The following is a 16,989-nucleotide window of genomic DNA, read 5'->3' on the forward strand; positions in this document are numbered from 1 at the left end:
AAGTCGCAAGGGGGGACGATATCCACCTTTCGTTAACTTTTCGGGTGCATGATGCAGGTATGATTATATCGCATCGCTTCAAATTTGTTTTCTTCAGCAATCCCGAGACCGGCTCCGATGCTGTATGTCGCGTGCTCGCTCCATTTGCCGACGAACCCGTCGTGCCGTTCCACTCTCAATCCCCCGAACGGCCCTATTACACCTGCATGTCGCCCTCGGAGGCGGCAATCGCGTTCTTCCAGAACAATCGCAACCTCGCCGATTATGTCTGTATTTCAAGCATCGAAAACCCGTTCACTCGGCTCCCCCGCGTTTATGATCGCATTCTGGAAGAGGATAATTTCAAGACCTTGCGCCGTCTCATCGGACAAACGCCACCTTCTTTCGACCGCTGGCTGATCAAAAGCGAAACGGGCGGGCGCGGTGGTGGCGGCTCGCTTCAGGATCGCTGGCGCAGGTTCGGAACTTGGACCTCCTCGAACTGGAGTGCGGGCTTTGTCGAACACTTTATTCGACGCGAGCACATGGCCGAAGATTTGAATCAGGTGATCTCCGAACTTCAGCTCCCGATCCCCATGCTTGCCGCCGAAAGCAATCTGCAAATGCCGACGCGGCCCCTCGGACGAAACGCGACCGAAATCATTTCCATTCGATATCGCGATGACCTTGTGGCCTTCGACTACTGCCCTTCGGACACAGACGAAGTGGCCGCATAATCGGCGGCCGCCTCGCCCGCCAATTTCCCTGTCGCAAAGCACCCCGTCAAAAGGTATCCGCCCGTCGGGGCCTCCCAATCGAGCATCTCGCCAGCCAAGAACACGCCCGCACGGCGCTTCCACATCAGACGCGCGTCCAAGGCCTCGAACTTGATACCACCCGCCGTGGAAATCGCCTCGTCCATCGGACGCGGCCCGGAGTGCATGATCCCGAGCGCTTTGATCCGCGCCGCAAGATCATCCCCGAAGGGCCGCGCGAACTCATTCAACAGCGCGACTTTGACAGGATCGAGTTTCAAGACCTTGCGCAAAGCACTCGAAAGACTGTCCTTGCTCCGCCGCGCGGCAAGTCGCCGCTCGATCTCGTCCTGTCCGACGTCCGGCATGAGATCAAGCACAAGCGGCGCACCCTCGCGCAAAGCCCGCGAAATCGCATAGATCCCGCCCCCTTCAAGACCGCGCTCCGATATGACGAACTCTCCCCGAGAAGTCACATCGCCCGCAGAGAGCTCGACACCTTTGACGGGCGTTCCGAAACGCTTTGCCATGTGGTCGGACCAACCGACAAGGAACCCCATATTCGCGGGCGCAAAGTCGCGCACATCGCCCTCGAACAGCGGTGCCCATCGCCCATCCGACCCAAGACGTGACCAACTCGCACCGCCAAGAGCAAGGACGGTTACATCCGCGTCGAGCATTTGCACGCCGTCGGGCGTCTCGAATACTGCGCTCGGACCATTCCACCCCGTCCAGCGCCACCGTCGATGAAACGTAACCCCCAGACTTTCAAGGCGGAGCAACCACGCGCGTAGCATCGGCGAAGCTTTCATCACCACAGGAAAAACGCGCCCACTGGAGCCTGCAAAAACCTCCTGACCCAGAGCACGCGCGAAGTGCATCACCTCTTGCGGTCCGAAATCGTCGAGCGCGTGGCGCATGACGTCGGGGAGCGGACCATAGGCCGCTTGGAACGCTGCCTTTTCCTCGTCTTTGGTGAGGTTGAGCCCCGACTTTCCAGCCATCAGGAACTTGCGCCCGAAGCTGGGCATCGCCTCGGCCACGGTCACGTGATGACCGCGCTCGGCCAGAACGGTCGCAGCCATGAGCCCCGCAGGACCCCCTCCTATGACCAAAGCTTGCGCCAAAACGATTTCCCTTTGTCCAAAGCGATCAAGCGGCGTTTATCATCGCCTTGATCGCCGCGATATGGTCGGGTGCCGCCCCGAGCGCCGCCTCGGCAATCTCTTCGACCGAAGCCCAAAGATCGTCGGTCACGCGATCGACAAGCCCCATCCCGAGCGCCTCTTGGGCGCCCACCTTGATACCGCCCATAAGGATGAGTTTCGCCCGCGCAGGCCCGACAAGCCGCGTGAGCCGCTTCACATCCGAAGACTGCGGAAGAAACCCAAGCCGCATGACGGGATAGAACACCTTGGCTGTCGGCACCGAAATCCGAAGATCAGAAGCAAGCGCCATCCCGCAAGCCCCGCCCGCAAGCGTGCCGTTCAGAGCGGTAATCGTGAGGCAGTCGAGCGCGGCAACTGCGCTCGAAAGTTGTTCCCAGAGCGGACTGGTGGCCAGCCCTGCGCGCGCTTCGTCAAGATCCGCACCCGCGCTAAAAACTTTTCCGTTGCCTGTCAGGACCAGACATTTGGCGGAACGCGCTTCGGTCACACGGGCAACGAGTTCGGTCAACATCTCCGAGGTAAGAGAGTTGGCTTTCTCGGGCCGATCCAGCGTGATCGTCCACAGATCGCCCGATTTTTCAAATCCGATCATACAAGCCCTACCTTTTTGCGAATGGCTTCGTCCCGCAGCATGACATCCTGACCGAGATAAGCGTCCGCTTCGGCCCCGCACATCCAGACCAAAGCACGCGCGGGCCACTCGGGCGGGATGTGATCGCTCCAGTCTAGTTGCGCCACAGGACCGAGTCCCGATGCTTTGATGTCGCGCTGCATTTGCGTTGCGACCGTGCCGGGCGACAGCCCCAGCGCCCGAATACCGCGATCCGCATATTCCCCATGCGCCGCTTTGGTAAGCATCAAAGCCCCTGCTTTCGACGTGCAATAGGCCGACCATGCGGGATAAGCGTTGTATGCGGCACCCGACGACACCGTGATAATGGTCCCGCCCCCCTGTTTGACCATAACGGGGAGTGCAGCCCGCATACCGTGGAAAACACCTTTGGTGTTGATGTCGATGGTGCGCCCGAACGCCTCGGGGTCCGCCTCGGCCAGCTGGGCCATAGGTTCGATGACGCCCGCATTCGAGATGAAAACATCCAGCCGACCAAAGGCCGCAACGGCGCGTGCAACCGCCGTTTCGACCGCGTCGAAACGGGCCACGTCGCATCGGACGGCAAGAGCCCTCTCGCCGATCTCGCGCGCGATCCCCTCGATTGCTTCGAGACTCCGCGCGGCAAGCACCACCTTTGCCCCCTGCTCCGCAAAGGCAAAAGCGGCAGCCTCCCCGATCCCGCGACTTGCGCCCGTGATCAGGACAACTTTTTCATGCATATCCATCGGCGTTTCCGCAGTCTGTCGTTATTTCCCTCTTACATGATCGGATTTCTACATTACTTCTAGGGGTATGTCTTTATGCGGTGCCAAATCGGTTTTTGCGCTGCCTGTTTATTCGATCTGAAAGGTTCAAGATGTCCTATTCCAAATTCGCCCGCCTCACCGTTTGCTCTGCCGCACTTGCGTTGAGCGCCCACGCCGCCTTTGCCGAGGTTGACGCGAACGATGTTTGGGACACGTGGCAGGATGATCTCAAGATGTATGGAAAGGGCATCTCGGTGGGCGAAGTGACCCAATCGGGCGACACTTTGACCATCAGCACCCTGTCGATCGACCTCACGGACGAAAACAACCTCTCCACGTTGAAGGGCGAAATCGGCCCGCTGATCCTGACGTCGCAGGACGACGGCACTGTCGATGTGGACATGCCTTCGATCCTCGAGTTCACGCTCGAAGGACAGGACTTCGGTGACAACTCGCTCAAATTCATCGTCTCGCTTACGGGTCAGACCATGACGGCAAGCGGCACCCCGGGCGAGATCACATATGATTATGCCGCCGACAAATACAGCATCACCATCGTGCAGGACCGCGCATCGGAGGAGGATCAGAACATTACCTTGGGGCTCGTGCTCAACAATGTAACCGGCACCTATTTGCGCCAAGGCTCGCAAACCATGGGAACGTCGACTGCATCGACAACCAACGCGACTCTTCTGACCTATATTTTCGGCTTCGAGGATATGGGCGAACGGTTCGATATCTCGGGTCAGATCAACGGACTTTCGGCGATCACATCGACCGAGCTTCCTGCAAATTATGACGCCATGTCTTCGGACATCGACCAACTCAAACAGGTGCGCACGGCGTTTGAACTGACAACCACGAAAAGCACGACCGTCATCGATTATGCAACCGCCATAGAGGGCGCGGGCAATACGATCCTATCGACAAACGGCGGCACGACCCGCTTCGAACTTGTCGACGGTGTCTTTGCCTATGATGACCTGAGCAACGATGTCAGTATCGAGGCCACCGCACCCGGAATGCCGTTCACTGTCGGAGCAAGCGCCGAGCAACTCGGCTTCGGGCTTGGCATGCCGTTCGTCCAGAGCGAAACCCCGCAAGCCATCGCGCTAAGCACAGACATCATCGGGCTGGATCTCGATCCGAACATTTGGGGCTTTATCGATCCGACCGACGCCCTTCCTCATGATCCGCTGACCCTCGCCTTCAATCTCGAAGGCACGGGCCGTCTTGTCGTCGATCTTGATGACGAAGAGGCGATGAACGCGACCCTCGAAAGCGGCAAGTCCCCCTTCGAACTTCAGACCCTTTCGCTCACCTCGTTCCTCTTCTCCGCCTTGGGCGCAGAGCTCAAGGGCGCGGGCGACTTTACCTTCGACAACAACGATCTTGTCACCTTTGACGGTTTCCCTGCCCCCGAAGGCCGCATCGAACTCTTGGCAATCGGCGTCAATGGTCTCCTGGACAAACTCTCCGCGCTGCCGCTCGGAATGGACGAACAGATCATGGGCGCACGCATGATGCTCGGGATGTTCACCACCGTCACGGGCGACGACGAACTGACCTCGAGCATCGAAATCGAGAAAACGGGCGCGATCTCGGTCAACGGACAGCGTATGCGCTGATCCTTTCGCCTGAAAACAGCGGCCGAGGCTTGCAGCAAGCCTCGGCTCGGACTACCTCAGTGGCTGACAAAAGGATGCCACATGACCCAATCGCTTGCTGATCTGACCGCACAAATCCTCGACGCCGCCCGCAAAGCAGGTGCCCAAAGCGCCGATGCCATTGCAGTGGACGGAACCTCGGTGAACATCGAGGTGCGCGGCGGCAAACTCGAGAATGCGGAACGCTCCGAAGGGATCGAAATCGGCCTTCGCGTGCTTTTGGGGCAGCAACAAGCCTGCGTTTCCTCTTCCGACACCCGCCCCGAGGCGCTTGTCCTCATGGCGGAGCGCGCCGTTGCCATGGCCAAAGAAGCGCCGATCGACCGCTTTGCAGGCCTTGCCGAGCCAAGCCAGATCGCGACCGACACCGATTGTGCGCGGCTCGAGCTTTTCGATGCGACCGAAGAGCCTGACCCCGCCGCCCTGCAACAGGACGCCATCCGCGCAGAAGCCGCCGCGATGGAGGTTCAGGGCATTTCGCAGGTCCAGACCGCCTCGGCCGCCTATAGCCGCCGCCGCATCCATCTTGCCGCCACCAACGGGTTCGCGGGTGGATACGAGCGAACAGACAGAAGCATCGTTTGCACCGCGATCTCGGGGACCGGCGCCGCGATGGAGCGCGACTACGACTATGATGCGCGGATTTTCCAAGCCGACCTCAAGTCTGCCGACCTCATCGGCCGCACGGCAGCCGAACGCGCCGTCGCCCGCCAAGGCGCCCGTCGTCCCAAAACCGGCACCTACCCTGTGCTCTTCGACGAGAAAATATCGTCCTCGCTCATCGGACACCTGATTGCCGCCATCAATGGAAGCATGATCGCACGCGGCTCCTCTTGGGCCCGTGATCTCTTGGGCAAACAGGTGCTCCCCACCGAACTTTCCCTGATCGAAGACCCGCATCGTCCGCGCACCTCTGGCTCGCGGCTTTTCGACTCCGAGGGCCTGCCGACTTCGCGCCGCGCCATCGTGGACAAGGGTATCCTCACAGGTTGGACGCTTGATCTTTCAACCGCCCGTCAACTTGGGCTCGAGTCCACCGCAAATGCGTCGCGCGGCACCTCTGCGCCCCCCTCGCCCAGCGCGGGCAATCTTGAACTGACCTTCGGCGACAAGACCCACGCCGATCTCCTCAGGGACATGGGCACGGGCCTTCTGGTCACCTCTATGATCGGCTCCACGATCAACCCGAACACGGGCGATTATTCGCGCGGCGCAACGGGGTTCTGGGTCGAAAACGGCGAAATCGCCTATCCTGTGAACGAAGTCACCATTGCTTCGAACCTCAAGGACATGCTCCTTCGGATCGTGCCCGCGAATGACGGTGAACGCCACCTGAGCCGCGTTGTGCCTTCGCTGCTCGTCGACGGGATGACCCTCGCCGGTGACTGATATTGACCTCATGATCGACACCGTCACCAAGGCAGGTGACATCGCGCTCGGATATTTCCGGCGCGACCCCCAAGTCTGGCACAAGGCGGACAATGCCGGCCCCGTGACCGAGGCCGACCTTGCCGTCGACAAAATGCTGCGCGAAAACCTGACCGCTGCGCGTCCCGACTTCGGCTGGCTCTCCGAGGAGACCCAAGACAACGCGGACCGTCTTGCCACCGCAAGCCAATTCATCGCCGACCCCATCGACGGCACTCGCGCCTTTATCGAAGGCAACAAGGACTGGTCGATCTCGCTTGCTCTTGTCACAAACGGAGAAGTGACGGGCGGCGTGGTCTTTCTCCCCGCCCGCGATCTGCTTTTTGCCGCCTGCAAGGGAGACGGCGCGACACTCAACGGCACACCGATCAGCGTGAGCAAAACGACAAGCTTTGACGAAGCGGAAATCCTCGCCGCACGGCCAAACTTTGACCCGCACCATTGGAAAGACCTCAAGACCCCGATTGCCAAGCGCAATTTCAAGTCGTCGCTGGCCTATCGGCTCTGCCTCGTGGCCGAAGGTCGCTTTGACGCCATGATGTCCTTTCGCCCGACGTGGGAATGGGACATCGCAGCAGGCGTCCTTATGGTCCAGGAAGCAGGCGGTCTGACCTCGGATCGACAGGGCGCTGCCCTTCTCTTCAACAACGAAATGCCCCAGACCAACGGCGTGCTTGCGGCAAACCCCGCGATCCATGCTGCCATCAGGCAAAGGCTGGCATAAAGTCGCTCTCATCCTCCTTCACGGCATCCACCATGTCTTGCATGATGGTTTGATCCGCTGCGTGAACCCTGTTCCATGATGCAATAAACGGCGTCTCCATCGGGTTTTCGAGAAAGAGTTGCCCTGCCCGCATGATGTTCGAAGCAAAGAGTTCGACCGCGCCTTCCTCGGCGTGGCGATCCACATGTAATCCGTTCATCCGCGCGTCGTTGTAATAGGTATCCACAAGATCGAGAGCCATCCGATAGTATGTCGCCTTGATCGAGCGGAAAATCTCGTCACTTAGAACCGTGCCGTCGGCAGCCAGCTTGCGGTAAAGCGCCTTGCAGATGTCCACCGACATCCGCGAAAGTCCCGCGCTGGCATCCTCTGCCGAAAGATCCTGATGCTTGTGGTCATAGCGATCGGAAATCTCAACCTGACAGACAGAGCGCGGCGAAAGATTGCGCCAAGCTTCGGACAAAAGCCCGATCTCCAAACCCCAGTCCGACGGGATACGCATATCGGGAAGGATATTGGTCCGCATCGCGAATTCACCCGCAAGCGGATACCGGAACCCCGACAGAAAATCGAGATAGTCGCGCGGCCCGAGCACATGTTTCATTGCCTGTAAAATCGGTGAAACCAAAAGCCGACTGACGCGCCCATTCAGCTTGCCCTCGGCCACACGGGGATAGAACCCTTTGGACATCTGATAGGGAAAACCGGGGTTCGCGACAGGATAAACCAGCCGTGTCAGCATCTCTGCCGAATAGGTCAGCACGTCACAATCATGCACCGCGACGACCGAACTGTCCTGACGTGCCAGCGTGTAACCGAGACAGAACCAGACATTGCGCCCCTTGCCCGGCTCCGAAGGCGCAAGCGCGAGCGTCTCGAGCCGTGCATCGATTGCCTTCAGGCGCGGCCCATCATTCCAAAGCACCACATGATCCTGCTTCAATCGGCTGAAAAAAGTGCGGGCATAAATGTATTGCTCACGGCTGGCCCGATCGAGACCGATGACGATCCGATGCAGAAACGGAACCTTTTCCAACTCGTCCAAAATCCTTGGAAGCGCCTCTCCCTCGAGTTCGGAAAAGAGCGACGGCAAAATAAGAGTGATCTTGCGACTTGCACCAAAGGCCTCGACCTCGCGCATCATCGCCTCGGTCGATTGCGTCCTGAGATCGTGAAAGGTTGCGATGTTTCCGGATTGGTGAAAATCGGCCATTGGGTCCCCTTCAGGCTTCGGTCAAAAGGTCTAGTTCTGCGAAAACGGCGGCGCTCCAGCCCTCTGGCCCTTCTTGGGTCGTGCGGGTGATCCTGCCTTCTTTCTCGCCCTGAAGTGGAGGGATCGGCGTGCCCCGACGATTGAGAACGATGACACCGCGATCTGCGGCTTCGATCATCTCGGCATCATTCGGCGCATCCCCAAGCGCAAGAGTGCGCCCCCCGAACCGCGCCCGAAGCTCTCGCATGCGCTCGGCCTTGCTCGCACCGAACGAGACCGTCAAAAACCGCCCGCCATATTGCGCAACAAGACCGACCTGCCCCAAGGCGGCGACAAAAGCCGTCTCTTGCGACGGGCTGCCGAGAAAAAGGCCTGGCTCCGAAAACTGGCGCTGCATCGCGCGCGACACCTGATCAGAGGCAAGCCCCGTATGACGTTGAACCGCATCGGGCCCCATATCGGCAAACCCGCGAAACTCGGCCCTCAGCATCGGATCGACACGATCAAGCAACGACCGGAGCTCTTGGTATCGGGATGTCGCTGGCGTATCGGCAGTGCCCAGAATCCCCGCGCCGTTTTCGACAATGGCGGGACAGTCGGAAAATCCCAAAGCCGCCCTGATCGGCTCCAACTCGGCGGCTGTCTTGCTGCTCGCCAGAACCAGCCGCGCACCTCGCGCCTTTAGCTCCGCAAGCGCGGGCTTGGCCCGTTCGAACGAATAGCTGTCGTGATCGAGTAAAGTTCCATCCAAATCGCTAAAGACCGTAAGTCCCGTCAAAACATCCCCTTCTTTCATCATCAGGTTAAACAAACCACATTCGGCTTTGGATTACTTCGCACTTGCAGAAATAACGTCCCATCGGCCCAAAGGGTTCCCCTCGGATGCGCGAGGATTGGCCGAGCTGCACAGATTTGAGGCAGCGCTTGACCTCGGTTCGCCTTGACCGAAACGCCTCATGCCTTACTAGAGTGGCGACAGGGCCAAAGTCGGACATACCTTTGGCGCGGGCTGGCGGGACCGAACGTGACTATGGCAAGATCACTCACTTTATCGGCATATCTGGCGCTTCATCGCGGCAAGACGACACCGCTTCCCGACTGGCGCCGCCGCCCGAATGCGCCTGTCGTCTGGATCAGATGCGGTTCCCCCACACGGCTCGCCGCTGCAGAAGCCATTGCCTCCCTTCACGAGATGGAAGACCTCGGCGTCGAGATGCTGATCACAGGAGCAGGCGACTCCGCGCTCTATTTTACGGCGCAAAACCCGAACGCCACCCAGATCGAAGCCTTCCTCGATCACTGGAAACCCGACGCGGTGCTCTGGCTCGGAGGCGAGAACCTTGATCCCGCCGCCATCGTCGCCACTCATGCCCGCGAGATTCCCAACATTCTCGTCGAAGCGTCCGGGCCCGACCTCGCTCAGAGCTTCTCGGGCTGGTTTCCAGGGATGCCCCGCGCCGTCATGCAACGCCTCTCTCAGGTCCTGTGCACCGACGCCGCCGCGCAAAAGAAGCTCCTGAAAACCAAACTCGACGAGGCCAAAGTCGAAATCACAGGAACGATCGACGAAGACCCCGAAGTCCTCGACTTCGACGAGGATCAATTCGCAGCCGTCAATCAGGCCATAGGCACCCGTCAATGCTGGCTTGCTGCACCTGTGCGCCTTGCCGAAGCGAACATTTTGGTCGAGGCACATAAACACGCCTGTCGCCGCGCGCATCGTCTTCTGCTCATCGTGGTGCCTGCTTTGGAAGAGGACGCAAGCGCCATTGCCGATGGGTTCCGTGCGCACGGCTTTGAAACGCTTCTGTCCGCAGACGGCACCGAAATCTCGGAAACGACCCGCGTTCTGGTGCTGGATACCGATGGCGACGACCTCGGGCTTTGGTATCGCATCAGTCCCATCACCTATGCGGCCGGCACATTGATCGGCGGCAATTCCCAAGACCCCTTCGACATCGCAACGCTTGGCTCTTCGATCATCCACGGTCCGATTGTCGGGGCTCATGCGCTTCGATATGCCCGTCTCGACCAAGCAGGCGGTTGCCTTGTGATCAACAACGCAGGCGAATTGGGCGCGGCGGTCGAAACGCTTTTGTCACCTGATCGCACCGCGACCATCGCGATGGCGGCTTGGGACGTGACATCGGGTGGCGCCATCGCCACCAGCCGCGTTGCCTCGCTCATCAGGGACGTGCTGGAACGGAAAGGATACTGACTATGGCCGCGCCGCGCTTCTGGTATCAACCCAAGGGACTTTTCTCGACCGTGCTTGCGCCGCTTGGATGGCTCTATGCCATGGGAACGGCGCGCCGTCTCAGAGGCGCATCCTATCGCGCCTCGGTCCCTGTGATCTGCATCGGCAACATCAATGTCGGCGGCACAGGCAAAACCCCGACGACGATCGCCCTCGCGCAAAAGCTCATCTCCATGGGCATCGAGCCGCATGTCGTCTCGCGCGGGTATGGCGGCCGGCTTCAGGGTCCCGTTCGTGTGGTCGAGCGCAGCCATACCGCCCACGACGTCGGCGACGAACCACTCCTGATCGCGGCCTTTACCCCGACGTGGATTGCCAAGGATCGCGCCGCAGGTGTCAAAGCCGCCGAGGCTGCAGGAGCCGAGATCATTCTCCTTGATGACGGGTTCCAGAATCCCGCCGTGCACAAGGACATCTCGATTGTTGTAGTGGACGCCAAACGCGGCTTCGGCAACGGGGCAGTGATGCCCGCAGGACCGCTCCGCGAACCTGTGGACAAAGGTCTGAAACGGGCCGATTTCGTCCTGACCATCGGCGATCAAAACGCCTTTGACCGCGCGCTTCCCGTGCCGCGTTTGCGTGGATCGCTCAAGCCGCTGATGACGGGGATGCAGTGGCAGGGGATGCGCGTTCTGGCCTTTGCGGGGATCGGCGACCCGTCGAAATTCTTTGCCACCTTGCGAAGTCTCGGGGCCGAGGTGATCCGCGGCGAAGCGCTCGAAGATCACCAGCCGCTAACCGAAGCGCTCATGACGCGCCTCGAGCTCGAAGGAAAAACCCGCATCGCACAGCTCGTCACCACCGAAAAAGACGCCGTGCGCCTTCCCGACAGCTTCCGCCCCAAGGTGCTCACCCTTCCTGTGCGGTTGGAGCTCGAGGACTGGGAGCCGCTCCTCGAAAGGCTCGCCCCGCTTCTCGAAAAATAAAGGCCGCCCGATGATGGACGGCCCTTACATCCTCGTGCAAAGGACTTAGCCTTCGAGTGCCTTGTCGAGAAGAGCGGCAAAGTCCTCGTAGGACATGTTCGAGTACTTCTCGCCGTTGATCATAAAGCTCGGCGTCGAAGCGATCTCGTCTCTGGTCGAGTTCTCTTCGAACCACGACACAAGAGCCTGCGCTTTTTCGCCGTCCTGCATACAGGCATCGAGATCGGCATCGGAAAGGCCGGCAACCTTGCCGATGTTGCGAAGATTGTCCGCAATCACCACCGGATCACCGCCCGCAGTCCACTCGCGCTGTTTTTCATAGATCATATCGGCGATACCGAAATACCGCATCTCGCCACCACAACGCGCAATCATCGAAGCCCAGAGGCCGAAACGGTCAAAGTAGATCTCGCGATACACGAACTTGATCTTGCCCGTATCAATATAGTTCTTCTTGATCTCTTTGAACTGGTTCGCATGGAAGTTTGCACAATGCGGACAGGTGAAAGACGCGTATTCGATGACCTCGACGGTCGCATCGGGGTTGCCGAGTACCATGTCGGTGATCTGGACGCCTGCATCCTGATCGGCGGCGGCTGTATCCTGAGCCAGAGCAGCGGTCAGGCCCAGCGAAGAACTCACCAGTGCAGCCGTCGCGGTGGTCAAAAGAAATCGTCTATTCATACGTGCCTCTATCAAGCTTTGTGTTTGTTCAGAACATTTGCCGCCAGCGTCTCGAGTGCAAGTCGCAAATTCTCGTTACCCACACCATCGGCGACTTGACGCGCTTTTTCCATCACCTCGGGTGGGGGCGGGGCCTTTTCGGCTTTCGCCTTGTATTCAAAGGAAACTTGCCCCTCGGCAAAGCCTGTGGGCGCGGTCTGTGTGACCTTGATACGGCTGATTGCGGAATAGCCGTAACACTGGTTCACTTTTTCGCGCACCTGCTCCTTTTGCATCTCGAGGATCGGGGCATTCGCCCCTGTGGTCAAAAGCGTGAGCGTCGCCCCCATGCCGCCGCGCCCGTAAGAGATGTTCACGGGCCGCGCGATCGCCGCGATATTCGGCCCGACGATCTCTTCCCAATGGGTCAAAAGACGCGACACCGCAAAGCCGCGCGACTCGGAAGCGGTGCGGATACGGGTCTGCATATGCGTGATGACCCGAGAAAATCCACGAGTCGTGCTGCGGGAGCGTGGCTGTTTGTCCATGATGCACTATTGTAGTGAATGGCGGCACAAGTGCCAGAGAAACCCGAGAGCGGAGACAAGAAACCTTGGTGAACATGAGCCGGATTTTGCTCGAATGGTATGATCGCAATGCCCGTGTCATGCCTTGGCGCGTCTCGCCCGTTGATCGTGCCGACGGGATAAAGCCTGATCCCTATCGCATCTGGATGTCCGAAGTGATGCTCCAGCAAACCACCGTAGCCGCCGTGCGCGATTACTTCCGCCGTTTCATCGACCACTGGCCCACTGTGACCGATCTCGCCAATGCCCAAGATGCCGATGTCATGGCCGAATGGGCGGGGCTTGGATACTATGCCCGCGCGCGCAATCTTCTCAAATGTGCCCGCCATGTGGTCGAGCACCACGGCGGCGTCTTCCCGAATACGCACGACGCGCTTCTCACGCTCCCCGGCGTCGGTCCCTATACCGCTGCGGCGATTTCCTCGATTGCCTTCGATCTCCCCGAAACGGTGGTCGACGGAAACGTGGAGCGGGTGATCTCGCGCCTCTGCGACATCCACACGCCTCTTCCCACCTCCAAGCCCGAGCTGACCGCGCTTGCCAAGTCTCTGACCCCGACCGAGCGGGCGGGCGATTATGCCCAAGCGATCATGGATCTCGGCGCGACCATCTGCACGCCCAAATCGCCTGCCTGCGGCATCTGTCCGTGGCGCGAGCCCTGCCTTGGCCGCGCACGCGGCACCGCAGCCGATCTCCCCAAGAAAATCGCCAAAAAGCCCAAGCCGACCCGCGTCGGCATTGTCTATATCGCCCGCCGCGAGGACGGCGCTTGGCTCATGGAGACCCGCCCCGACAAGGGCCTGCTTGGCGGGATGCTTGCCTTTCCCACGACCGAATGGGGCGAAACGACCGACGATCATCCACCGGCAAGCGCGGAGTGGACCGAGCTGGAGTCCGAAGCGCTCCACACCTTCACGCATTTCCACCTGCGTCTGAGGATACAGACCGCCTGGATCGACTCCACACCGACCCGTGGTGATTTCCTGAGCGCCTCGGACTTCAGCCCGACCGCCCTCCCCACCGTATTCCGCAAGGCCTTCGACCTCGCACACGAGACCATGCGTCACAATTGAACCCAAAAGAGGCAGGCGCTAGGCTCGGCTCAACTCAAGAGGCACACATGGCCAAGCAAAGCACTCTTCCCTCTGCGCTCCCGTTCTGGGCGTCGCTCCTGTTGGTTCCGCTTCCGATCATCGCCGCGATCTACGGCGGTTGGACGATCCTTCTCACACCGCTGCTCGGGTGGCACACCTTTACACTCATCGATGCGCTCAGCACGCACAACACCGACAACCCCGATCCCGATACCCCTTCGGATCATCTCAAGTGGTATCGCGCGATCACACTGCTCTGGCCGTTCGTCCAATTTGCACTGATCTTCGGCATCATCGCCTATCTTGCTGCGACCGACCACCTGACCACAGGCGGCAAGATCGGTGCGATGTTCGCAACGGGCATTCTGACGGGAACCATCGGCATCGTTTACGCCCATGAACTCCTCCATCAGAAAAACAATCTCGAGCGCTGGCTGGGCGACATCCTCCTTGCCATGGCGCTCTATTCCCATTTCAGGTCCGAGCATCTTCTCGTGCACCACACCTATGTCGGCACGCCGCGCGACCCCGTGACCGCGCGTTACAACGAAAACTTCTACCGCTTTTTCCTGCGTGTTCTGATCCAGTGCCCGCCCTCGGCATGGCGGGCGGAAAAAGCGATGCTCGCACGCCGCAATCTCCCCGTCTGGAGCCGCCGCAATCCCTTCTGGCGCTATGCTGCGCTCCAACTCGCGATGCTGGCGCTCGCCTATCTGATCGGCGGCTGGACAGGGATCGGGCTCTTCGCGGTCCAAGCCTTTACGGGCGTCCTCGCGCTTGAGATCACCAACTATGTCGAACACTACGGTCTCACCCGCCGTCACCTCGGCGACGGCAAATACGAGCATGTGAAACCGCACCACAGCTGGAACGCCTCGCATCGCGGTACCAACTGGCTCCTGATCAATCTCCAGCGCCACTCGGACCACCATTATAAACCCGACCGCCGCTTCCCTCTGCTGCAAACCTATGACGAAACCGAGGCGCCCCAGCTTCCGCTGGGCTATCCGCTCATGGGAATTGCGGCCCTGACGCCTCCGCTGTGGCGGCGCGTGATGAACCCAAAGGTCCGCGCATGGCGCAAGACCTATTACCCCGACATCACCGACTGGAGCGCCTATAAAACCGCCTCCAACCCGATGCCCCGCTAAACGAAAAAGCCCCGCCGTGCGAAACGGCGGGGTAAGTTAGTGCTCTCCATCAGACACACCAAGAGACATGTCTCGGGAACACTCGGCGGTAACTCTATCTATTAATCCCGCATTTCCGCGCGGATCTGCTGGCGCAGCGTATCGATCGAGACAAGCTGACCGTCGCGCTTGAAGTGCCAATAGGTCCATCCGTTGCAACTCGGTGCGTTTTCGACCTGAGCGCCGACCTGATGGATCGACCCCTTGGCCTCTTTGCTGACCAGAGTGCCGTCGGCGCGCACTTTGGCGCTATGACGACCATTGCCTGAGAGAAGCTCTTCGCCGGGATTGAGCAACCCGCGTTCAACCAGCAACCCAAAGGCAACACGCGGCTCGGCCCGTTTGGACGTCGTGACCTCGAGCGAAGATTTGTCAAAGGCGCGGATATCCTCGATACGCTTGGCCGCCACCTTGCGGTATGCCCCCTCGCGTTCGATCCCGATGAAACTACGACCAAGCTTCTTGGCCACAGCGCCTGTGGTGCCTGTGCCGAAAAACGGATCAAGCACGACATCGCCGGGATTGGTGGTGCCCACCAGAATACGGTGAAGAAGCGCCTCGGGCTTTTGAGTCGGATGGGCCTTTTCGCCCTCGTCGTCCTTGAGCCGCTCGTGCCCCGTGCAAATCGGCATGACCCAATCGGATCGCATCTGCACACCTTCGTTCATCGCCTTGAGCGCTTCATAGTTGAAGGTGTATTTGCTGTTTTCCTGCTTGGACGCCCAGATCAGCGTCTCATGCGCATTGGTCAAACGTTTGCCGCGAAAGTTGGGCATCGGGTTCGACTTGCGCCAAACCACATCGTTCAGAATCCAGAACCCTTGGTTCTGCAACTCGGCGCCCATGCGGAATACGTTGTGATAGGACCCGATCACCCAGATCGCGCCATCGGGCTTGAGCAAGCGGCGCGCGGCCTTGAGCCATTCACGCGTAAACTCGTCATACACCGCAAAGGATGAAAACTGGTCCCAATGATCGTCAACAGCATCGACTTTGGAATTGTCGGGACGATGCAAATCGCCCTTGAGCTGAAGGTTATAGGGGGGGTCGGCGAAAATAAGATCCACAGAGCCTTCGGGAAGGCTGTTCATGACCTCTATACAATCGCCGCCAATAATACTGTTCAGCGGAAGCGTTGCCGCCTCCGGTGCCGTGCTCTTGGTCGTCATATCTGCCTCATAACCGGCGAGTTATTCTCGCTCATTTGGTTGAGACAAAAATGCGTGACCAAGCGGTCTATGTCAAAAACTTTATTGAATCAGGTGGTTACGTTTTATTCTTGATACAAGATATTGTGCACCGGTTTAAAAGACCTCCGATGATGTGGTGTAACCCCTATTTTTATGAGTGCTTCGCGATGTTGCTTACTCGGATAGCCTGCATTTTGCTCCCATCCATAGCCGGGAAACTGTTGCGCCAATCCCACCATTATTCTGTCGCGACACACTTTTGCCACAATTGAAGCCGCCGCAATCGACAGCGAACGAGCGTCACCCTTGATGATCGCTTCGGCGGATTGCGCGACCCCTTTCGGAATCAAGTTGCCATCGATCAAAAGATGGTCGGGCACCGAGCCAAGCGCCGCAACCGCCCGCTCCATCGCAAGATGCGAAGCCCGAAGGATATTGAGCGCGTCGATCTCTTCGACGGAGGCATGCGCAATTCCGACATCACATTGCGCGAGGATCTGATCGTAAAGCGCCTCGCGTTTTTTGTGCGACAGTTTCTTACTGTCGTTCAAACCCTCGGGGATATTGTCGGGGTCAAGCACCACCGCGGCGGCCGTAACAGGCCCTGCCAAAGGTCCGCGTCCGACTTCATCGACGCCCGCAACACGGGTGAACCCACGCGCCAAAGCCGCGCGCTCGAAACTCAGATCAGGTGTGTAATCGCTCATGCGCCGCTTCTAGCGCCCAGCGCCCCGCACCGCAAAGCAAGAAAGCGAGGGGTGGCTTTCTGGACATGTGCCACCCCTCCG

The 16,989-nt window shown here is 59.4% G+C and carries 17 protein-coding genes; 8 read left to right on the plus strand and 9 right to left on the minus strand.

From position 1 onward, the window contains the following. Window positions 1-59: 59 nt before the first annotated feature. Window positions 60-716, plus strand: coding sequence for a hypothetical protein (locus QQG91_RS13480; RefSeq protein WP_285770733.1), 657 nt, complete (start codon window positions 60-62; stop codon window positions 714-716). Here the strand turns inward: QQG91_RS13480 and QQG91_RS13485 are convergent. From QQG91_RS13485 to QQG91_RS13495, 3 genes are read right to left on the minus strand one after another with little or no spacing between them, the layout of a single operon-like run. Beyond that, the gene (locus QQG91_RS13485; protein WP_285770734.1) at window positions 680-1,861 is read right to left on the minus strand and encodes a TIGR03862 family flavoprotein; all 1,182 of its coding nucleotides are present in this window, start codon (window positions 1,859-1,861) and stop codon (window positions 680-682) included. The genes QQG91_RS13480 and QQG91_RS13485 overlap by 37 nt on opposite strands. Window positions 1,862-1,886: 25 nt before the next feature. Next, a complete protein-coding gene (locus tag QQG91_RS13490; RefSeq protein WP_285770735.1) occupies window positions 1,887-2,495 on the minus strand; it encodes an enoyl-CoA hydratase/isomerase family protein in 609 nt (202 codons plus the stop codon). After that, the gene (locus QQG91_RS13495) at window positions 2,492-3,241 is read right to left on the minus strand and encodes an SDR family oxidoreductase (protein WP_285770736.1); all 750 of its coding nucleotides are present in this window, start codon (window positions 3,239-3,241) and stop codon (window positions 2,492-2,494) included. The genes QQG91_RS13490 and QQG91_RS13495 overlap by 4 nt, the downstream gene beginning before the upstream one ends. Window positions 3,242-3,372: 131 nt before the next feature. Between QQG91_RS13495 and QQG91_RS13500 the strand changes: the two genes are divergently transcribed. The 3 genes from QQG91_RS13500 to QQG91_RS13510 all read left to right on the plus strand — a co-directional run bounded on the left by QQG91_RS13500 (window position 3,373) and on the right by QQG91_RS13510 (window position 7,081). After that, a complete protein-coding gene (locus tag QQG91_RS13500) occupies window positions 3,373-4,890 on the plus strand; it encodes a hypothetical protein (RefSeq protein ID WP_285770737.1) in 1,518 nt (505 codons plus the stop codon). Window positions 4,891-4,971: 81 nt separating this feature from the next. Continuing rightward, window positions 4,972-6,318, plus strand: a complete 1,347-nt coding sequence (locus tag QQG91_RS13505; RefSeq protein ID WP_285770738.1) for a TldD/PmbA family protein — start codon at window positions 4,972-4,974, stop codon at window positions 6,316-6,318. Next, window positions 6,311-7,081 (plus strand): inositol monophosphatase family protein, encoded by a 771-nt coding sequence (locus QQG91_RS13510; protein ID WP_285770739.1) that lies wholly within the window; start codon window positions 6,311-6,313, stop codon window positions 7,079-7,081. The genes QQG91_RS13505 and QQG91_RS13510 overlap by 8 nt, the downstream gene beginning before the upstream one ends. Here the strand turns inward: QQG91_RS13510 and QQG91_RS13515 are convergent. Together QQG91_RS13515 and QQG91_RS13520 are read right to left on the minus strand one after the other, a co-directional pair. Beyond that, entirely contained in the window at window positions 7,062-8,294 is a 1,233-nt protein-coding gene (locus QQG91_RS13515) for a glycosyltransferase family protein (protein WP_285770740.1), read from the minus strand. The two genes, QQG91_RS13510 and QQG91_RS13515, sit on opposite strands and share 20 nt — an antisense overlap. Before the next feature lie 10 nt (window positions 8,295-8,304). Further along, window positions 8,305-9,093: an HAD-IIB family hydrolase gene (locus QQG91_RS13520; protein ID WP_285770741.1), complete on the minus strand. Its 789-nt coding sequence runs from the start codon at window positions 9,091-9,093 to the stop codon at window positions 8,305-8,307. A gap of 231 nt (window positions 9,094-9,324) precedes the next feature. Here QQG91_RS13520 and QQG91_RS13525 point away from each other — a divergent pair, with 231 nt between their 5' ends. Next, complete coding sequence (locus QQG91_RS13525) at window positions 9,325-10,512, plus strand: 3-deoxy-D-manno-octulosonic acid transferase (RefSeq protein ID WP_285770742.1); 1,188 nt, start codon at window positions 9,325-9,327, stop codon at window positions 10,510-10,512. Window positions 10,513-10,514: 2 nt separating this feature from the next. Continuing rightward, complete coding sequence (lpxK, locus tag QQG91_RS13530) at window positions 10,515-11,477, plus strand: tetraacyldisaccharide 4'-kinase (RefSeq protein ID WP_285770743.1); 963 nt, start codon at window positions 10,515-10,517, stop codon at window positions 11,475-11,477. Window positions 11,478-11,522: 45 nt separating this feature from the next. Here lpxK and QQG91_RS13535 read toward each other — a convergent pair whose 3' ends face one another. Together QQG91_RS13535 and QQG91_RS13540 are read right to left on the minus strand one after the other, a co-directional pair. Continuing rightward, entirely contained in the window at window positions 11,523-12,161 is a 639-nt protein-coding gene (locus tag QQG91_RS13535) for a DsbA family protein (RefSeq protein ID WP_285770744.1), read from the minus strand. A gap of 11 nt (window positions 12,162-12,172) precedes the next feature. Beyond that, window positions 12,173-12,688, minus strand: coding sequence for a DUF721 domain-containing protein (locus tag QQG91_RS13540; protein WP_285770745.1), 516 nt, complete (start codon window positions 12,686-12,688; stop codon window positions 12,173-12,175). A 74-nt stretch (window positions 12,689-12,762) separates the two neighbouring features. On the opposite strand from QQG91_RS13540, the gene mutY reads away from it, so the two are divergent. Together mutY and QQG91_RS13550 are read left to right on the plus strand one after the other, a co-directional pair. Then, window positions 12,763-13,800 carry an A/G-specific adenine glycosylase gene (mutY, locus tag QQG91_RS13545; RefSeq protein WP_285770746.1) on the plus strand — a complete coding sequence of 346 codons (1,038 nt, stop codon included), beginning with the start codon at window positions 12,763-12,765 and terminating at the stop codon, window positions 13,798-13,800. A 47-nt stretch (window positions 13,801-13,847) separates the two neighbouring features. Further along, entirely contained in the window at window positions 13,848-14,972 is a 1,125-nt protein-coding gene (locus QQG91_RS13550) for an alkane 1-monooxygenase (protein WP_285770747.1), read from the plus strand. 101 nt (window positions 14,973-15,073) lie between these two features. Here QQG91_RS13550 and QQG91_RS13555 read toward each other — a convergent pair whose 3' ends face one another. Both QQG91_RS13555 and rnhB read right to left on the minus strand, forming a co-directional pair. Further along, complete coding sequence (locus tag QQG91_RS13555) at window positions 15,074-16,180, minus strand: site-specific DNA-methyltransferase (protein WP_285770748.1); 1,107 nt, start codon at window positions 16,178-16,180, stop codon at window positions 15,074-15,076. A 104-nt stretch (window positions 16,181-16,284) separates the two neighbouring features. Continuing rightward, window positions 16,285-16,908 carry a ribonuclease HII gene (gene rnhB / locus QQG91_RS13560; protein ID WP_285770749.1) on the minus strand — a complete coding sequence of 208 codons (624 nt, stop codon included), beginning with the start codon at window positions 16,906-16,908 and terminating at the stop codon, window positions 16,285-16,287. Window positions 16,909-16,989: the final 81 nt, after the last annotated feature.

The organism is Marivivens sp. LCG002 (genome assembly GCF_030264275.1).
Classification (GTDB): domain Bacteria; phylum Pseudomonadota; class Alphaproteobacteria; order Rhodobacterales; family Rhodobacteraceae; genus Marivivens.

Excerpts from the sequence above, each read along its gene's own strand:
- QQG91_RS13480 (WP_285770733.1), top strand. The coding sequence starts at position 60 with ATGATTATATCGCATCGCTTCAAATTTGTTTTCTTCAGCAATCCCGAG.
- QQG91_RS13490 (WP_285770735.1), bottom strand. The coding sequence starts at position 2,495 with ATGATCGGATTTGAAAAATCGGGCGATCTGTGGACGATCACGCTGGAT.
- QQG91_RS13495 (WP_285770736.1), bottom strand. The coding sequence starts at position 3,241 with ATGGATATGCATGAAAAAGTTGTCCTGATCACGGGCGCAAGTCGCGGG.
- QQG91_RS13500 (WP_285770737.1), top strand. The coding sequence starts at position 3,373 with ATGTCCTATTCCAAATTCGCCCGCCTCACCGTTTGCTCTGCCGCACTT.
- QQG91_RS13505 (WP_285770738.1), top strand. The coding sequence starts at position 4,972 with ATGACCCAATCGCTTGCTGATCTGACCGCACAAATCCTCGACGCCGCC.
- QQG91_RS13515 (WP_285770740.1), bottom strand. The coding sequence starts at position 8,294 with ATGGCCGATTTTCACCAATCCGGAAACATCGCAACCTTTCACGATCTC.
- QQG91_RS13520 (WP_285770741.1), bottom strand. The coding sequence starts at position 9,093 with ATGATGAAAGAAGGGGATGTTTTGACGGGACTTACGGTCTTTAGCGAT.
- QQG91_RS13525 (WP_285770742.1), top strand. The coding sequence starts at position 9,325 with ATGGCAAGATCACTCACTTTATCGGCATATCTGGCGCTTCATCGCGGC.
- lpxK (WP_285770743.1), top strand. The coding sequence starts at position 10,515 with ATGGCCGCGCCGCGCTTCTGGTATCAACCCAAGGGACTTTTCTCGACC.
- QQG91_RS13535 (WP_285770744.1), bottom strand. The coding sequence starts at position 12,161 with ATGAATAGACGATTTCTTTTGACCACCGCGACGGCTGCACTGGTGAGT.
- QQG91_RS13540 (WP_285770745.1), bottom strand. The coding sequence starts at position 12,688 with ATGGACAAACAGCCACGCTCCCGCAGCACGACTCGTGGATTTTCTCGG.
- mutY (WP_285770746.1), top strand. The coding sequence starts at position 12,763 with ATGAGCCGGATTTTGCTCGAATGGTATGATCGCAATGCCCGTGTCATG.
- QQG91_RS13550 (WP_285770747.1), top strand. The coding sequence starts at position 13,848 with ATGGCCAAGCAAAGCACTCTTCCCTCTGCGCTCCCGTTCTGGGCGTCG.
- QQG91_RS13555 (WP_285770748.1), bottom strand. The coding sequence starts at position 16,180 with ATGACGACCAAGAGCACGGCACCGGAGGCGGCAACGCTTCCGCTGAAC.
- rnhB (WP_285770749.1), bottom strand. The coding sequence starts at position 16,908 with ATGAGCGATTACACACCTGATCTGAGTTTCGAGCGCGCGGCTTTGGCG.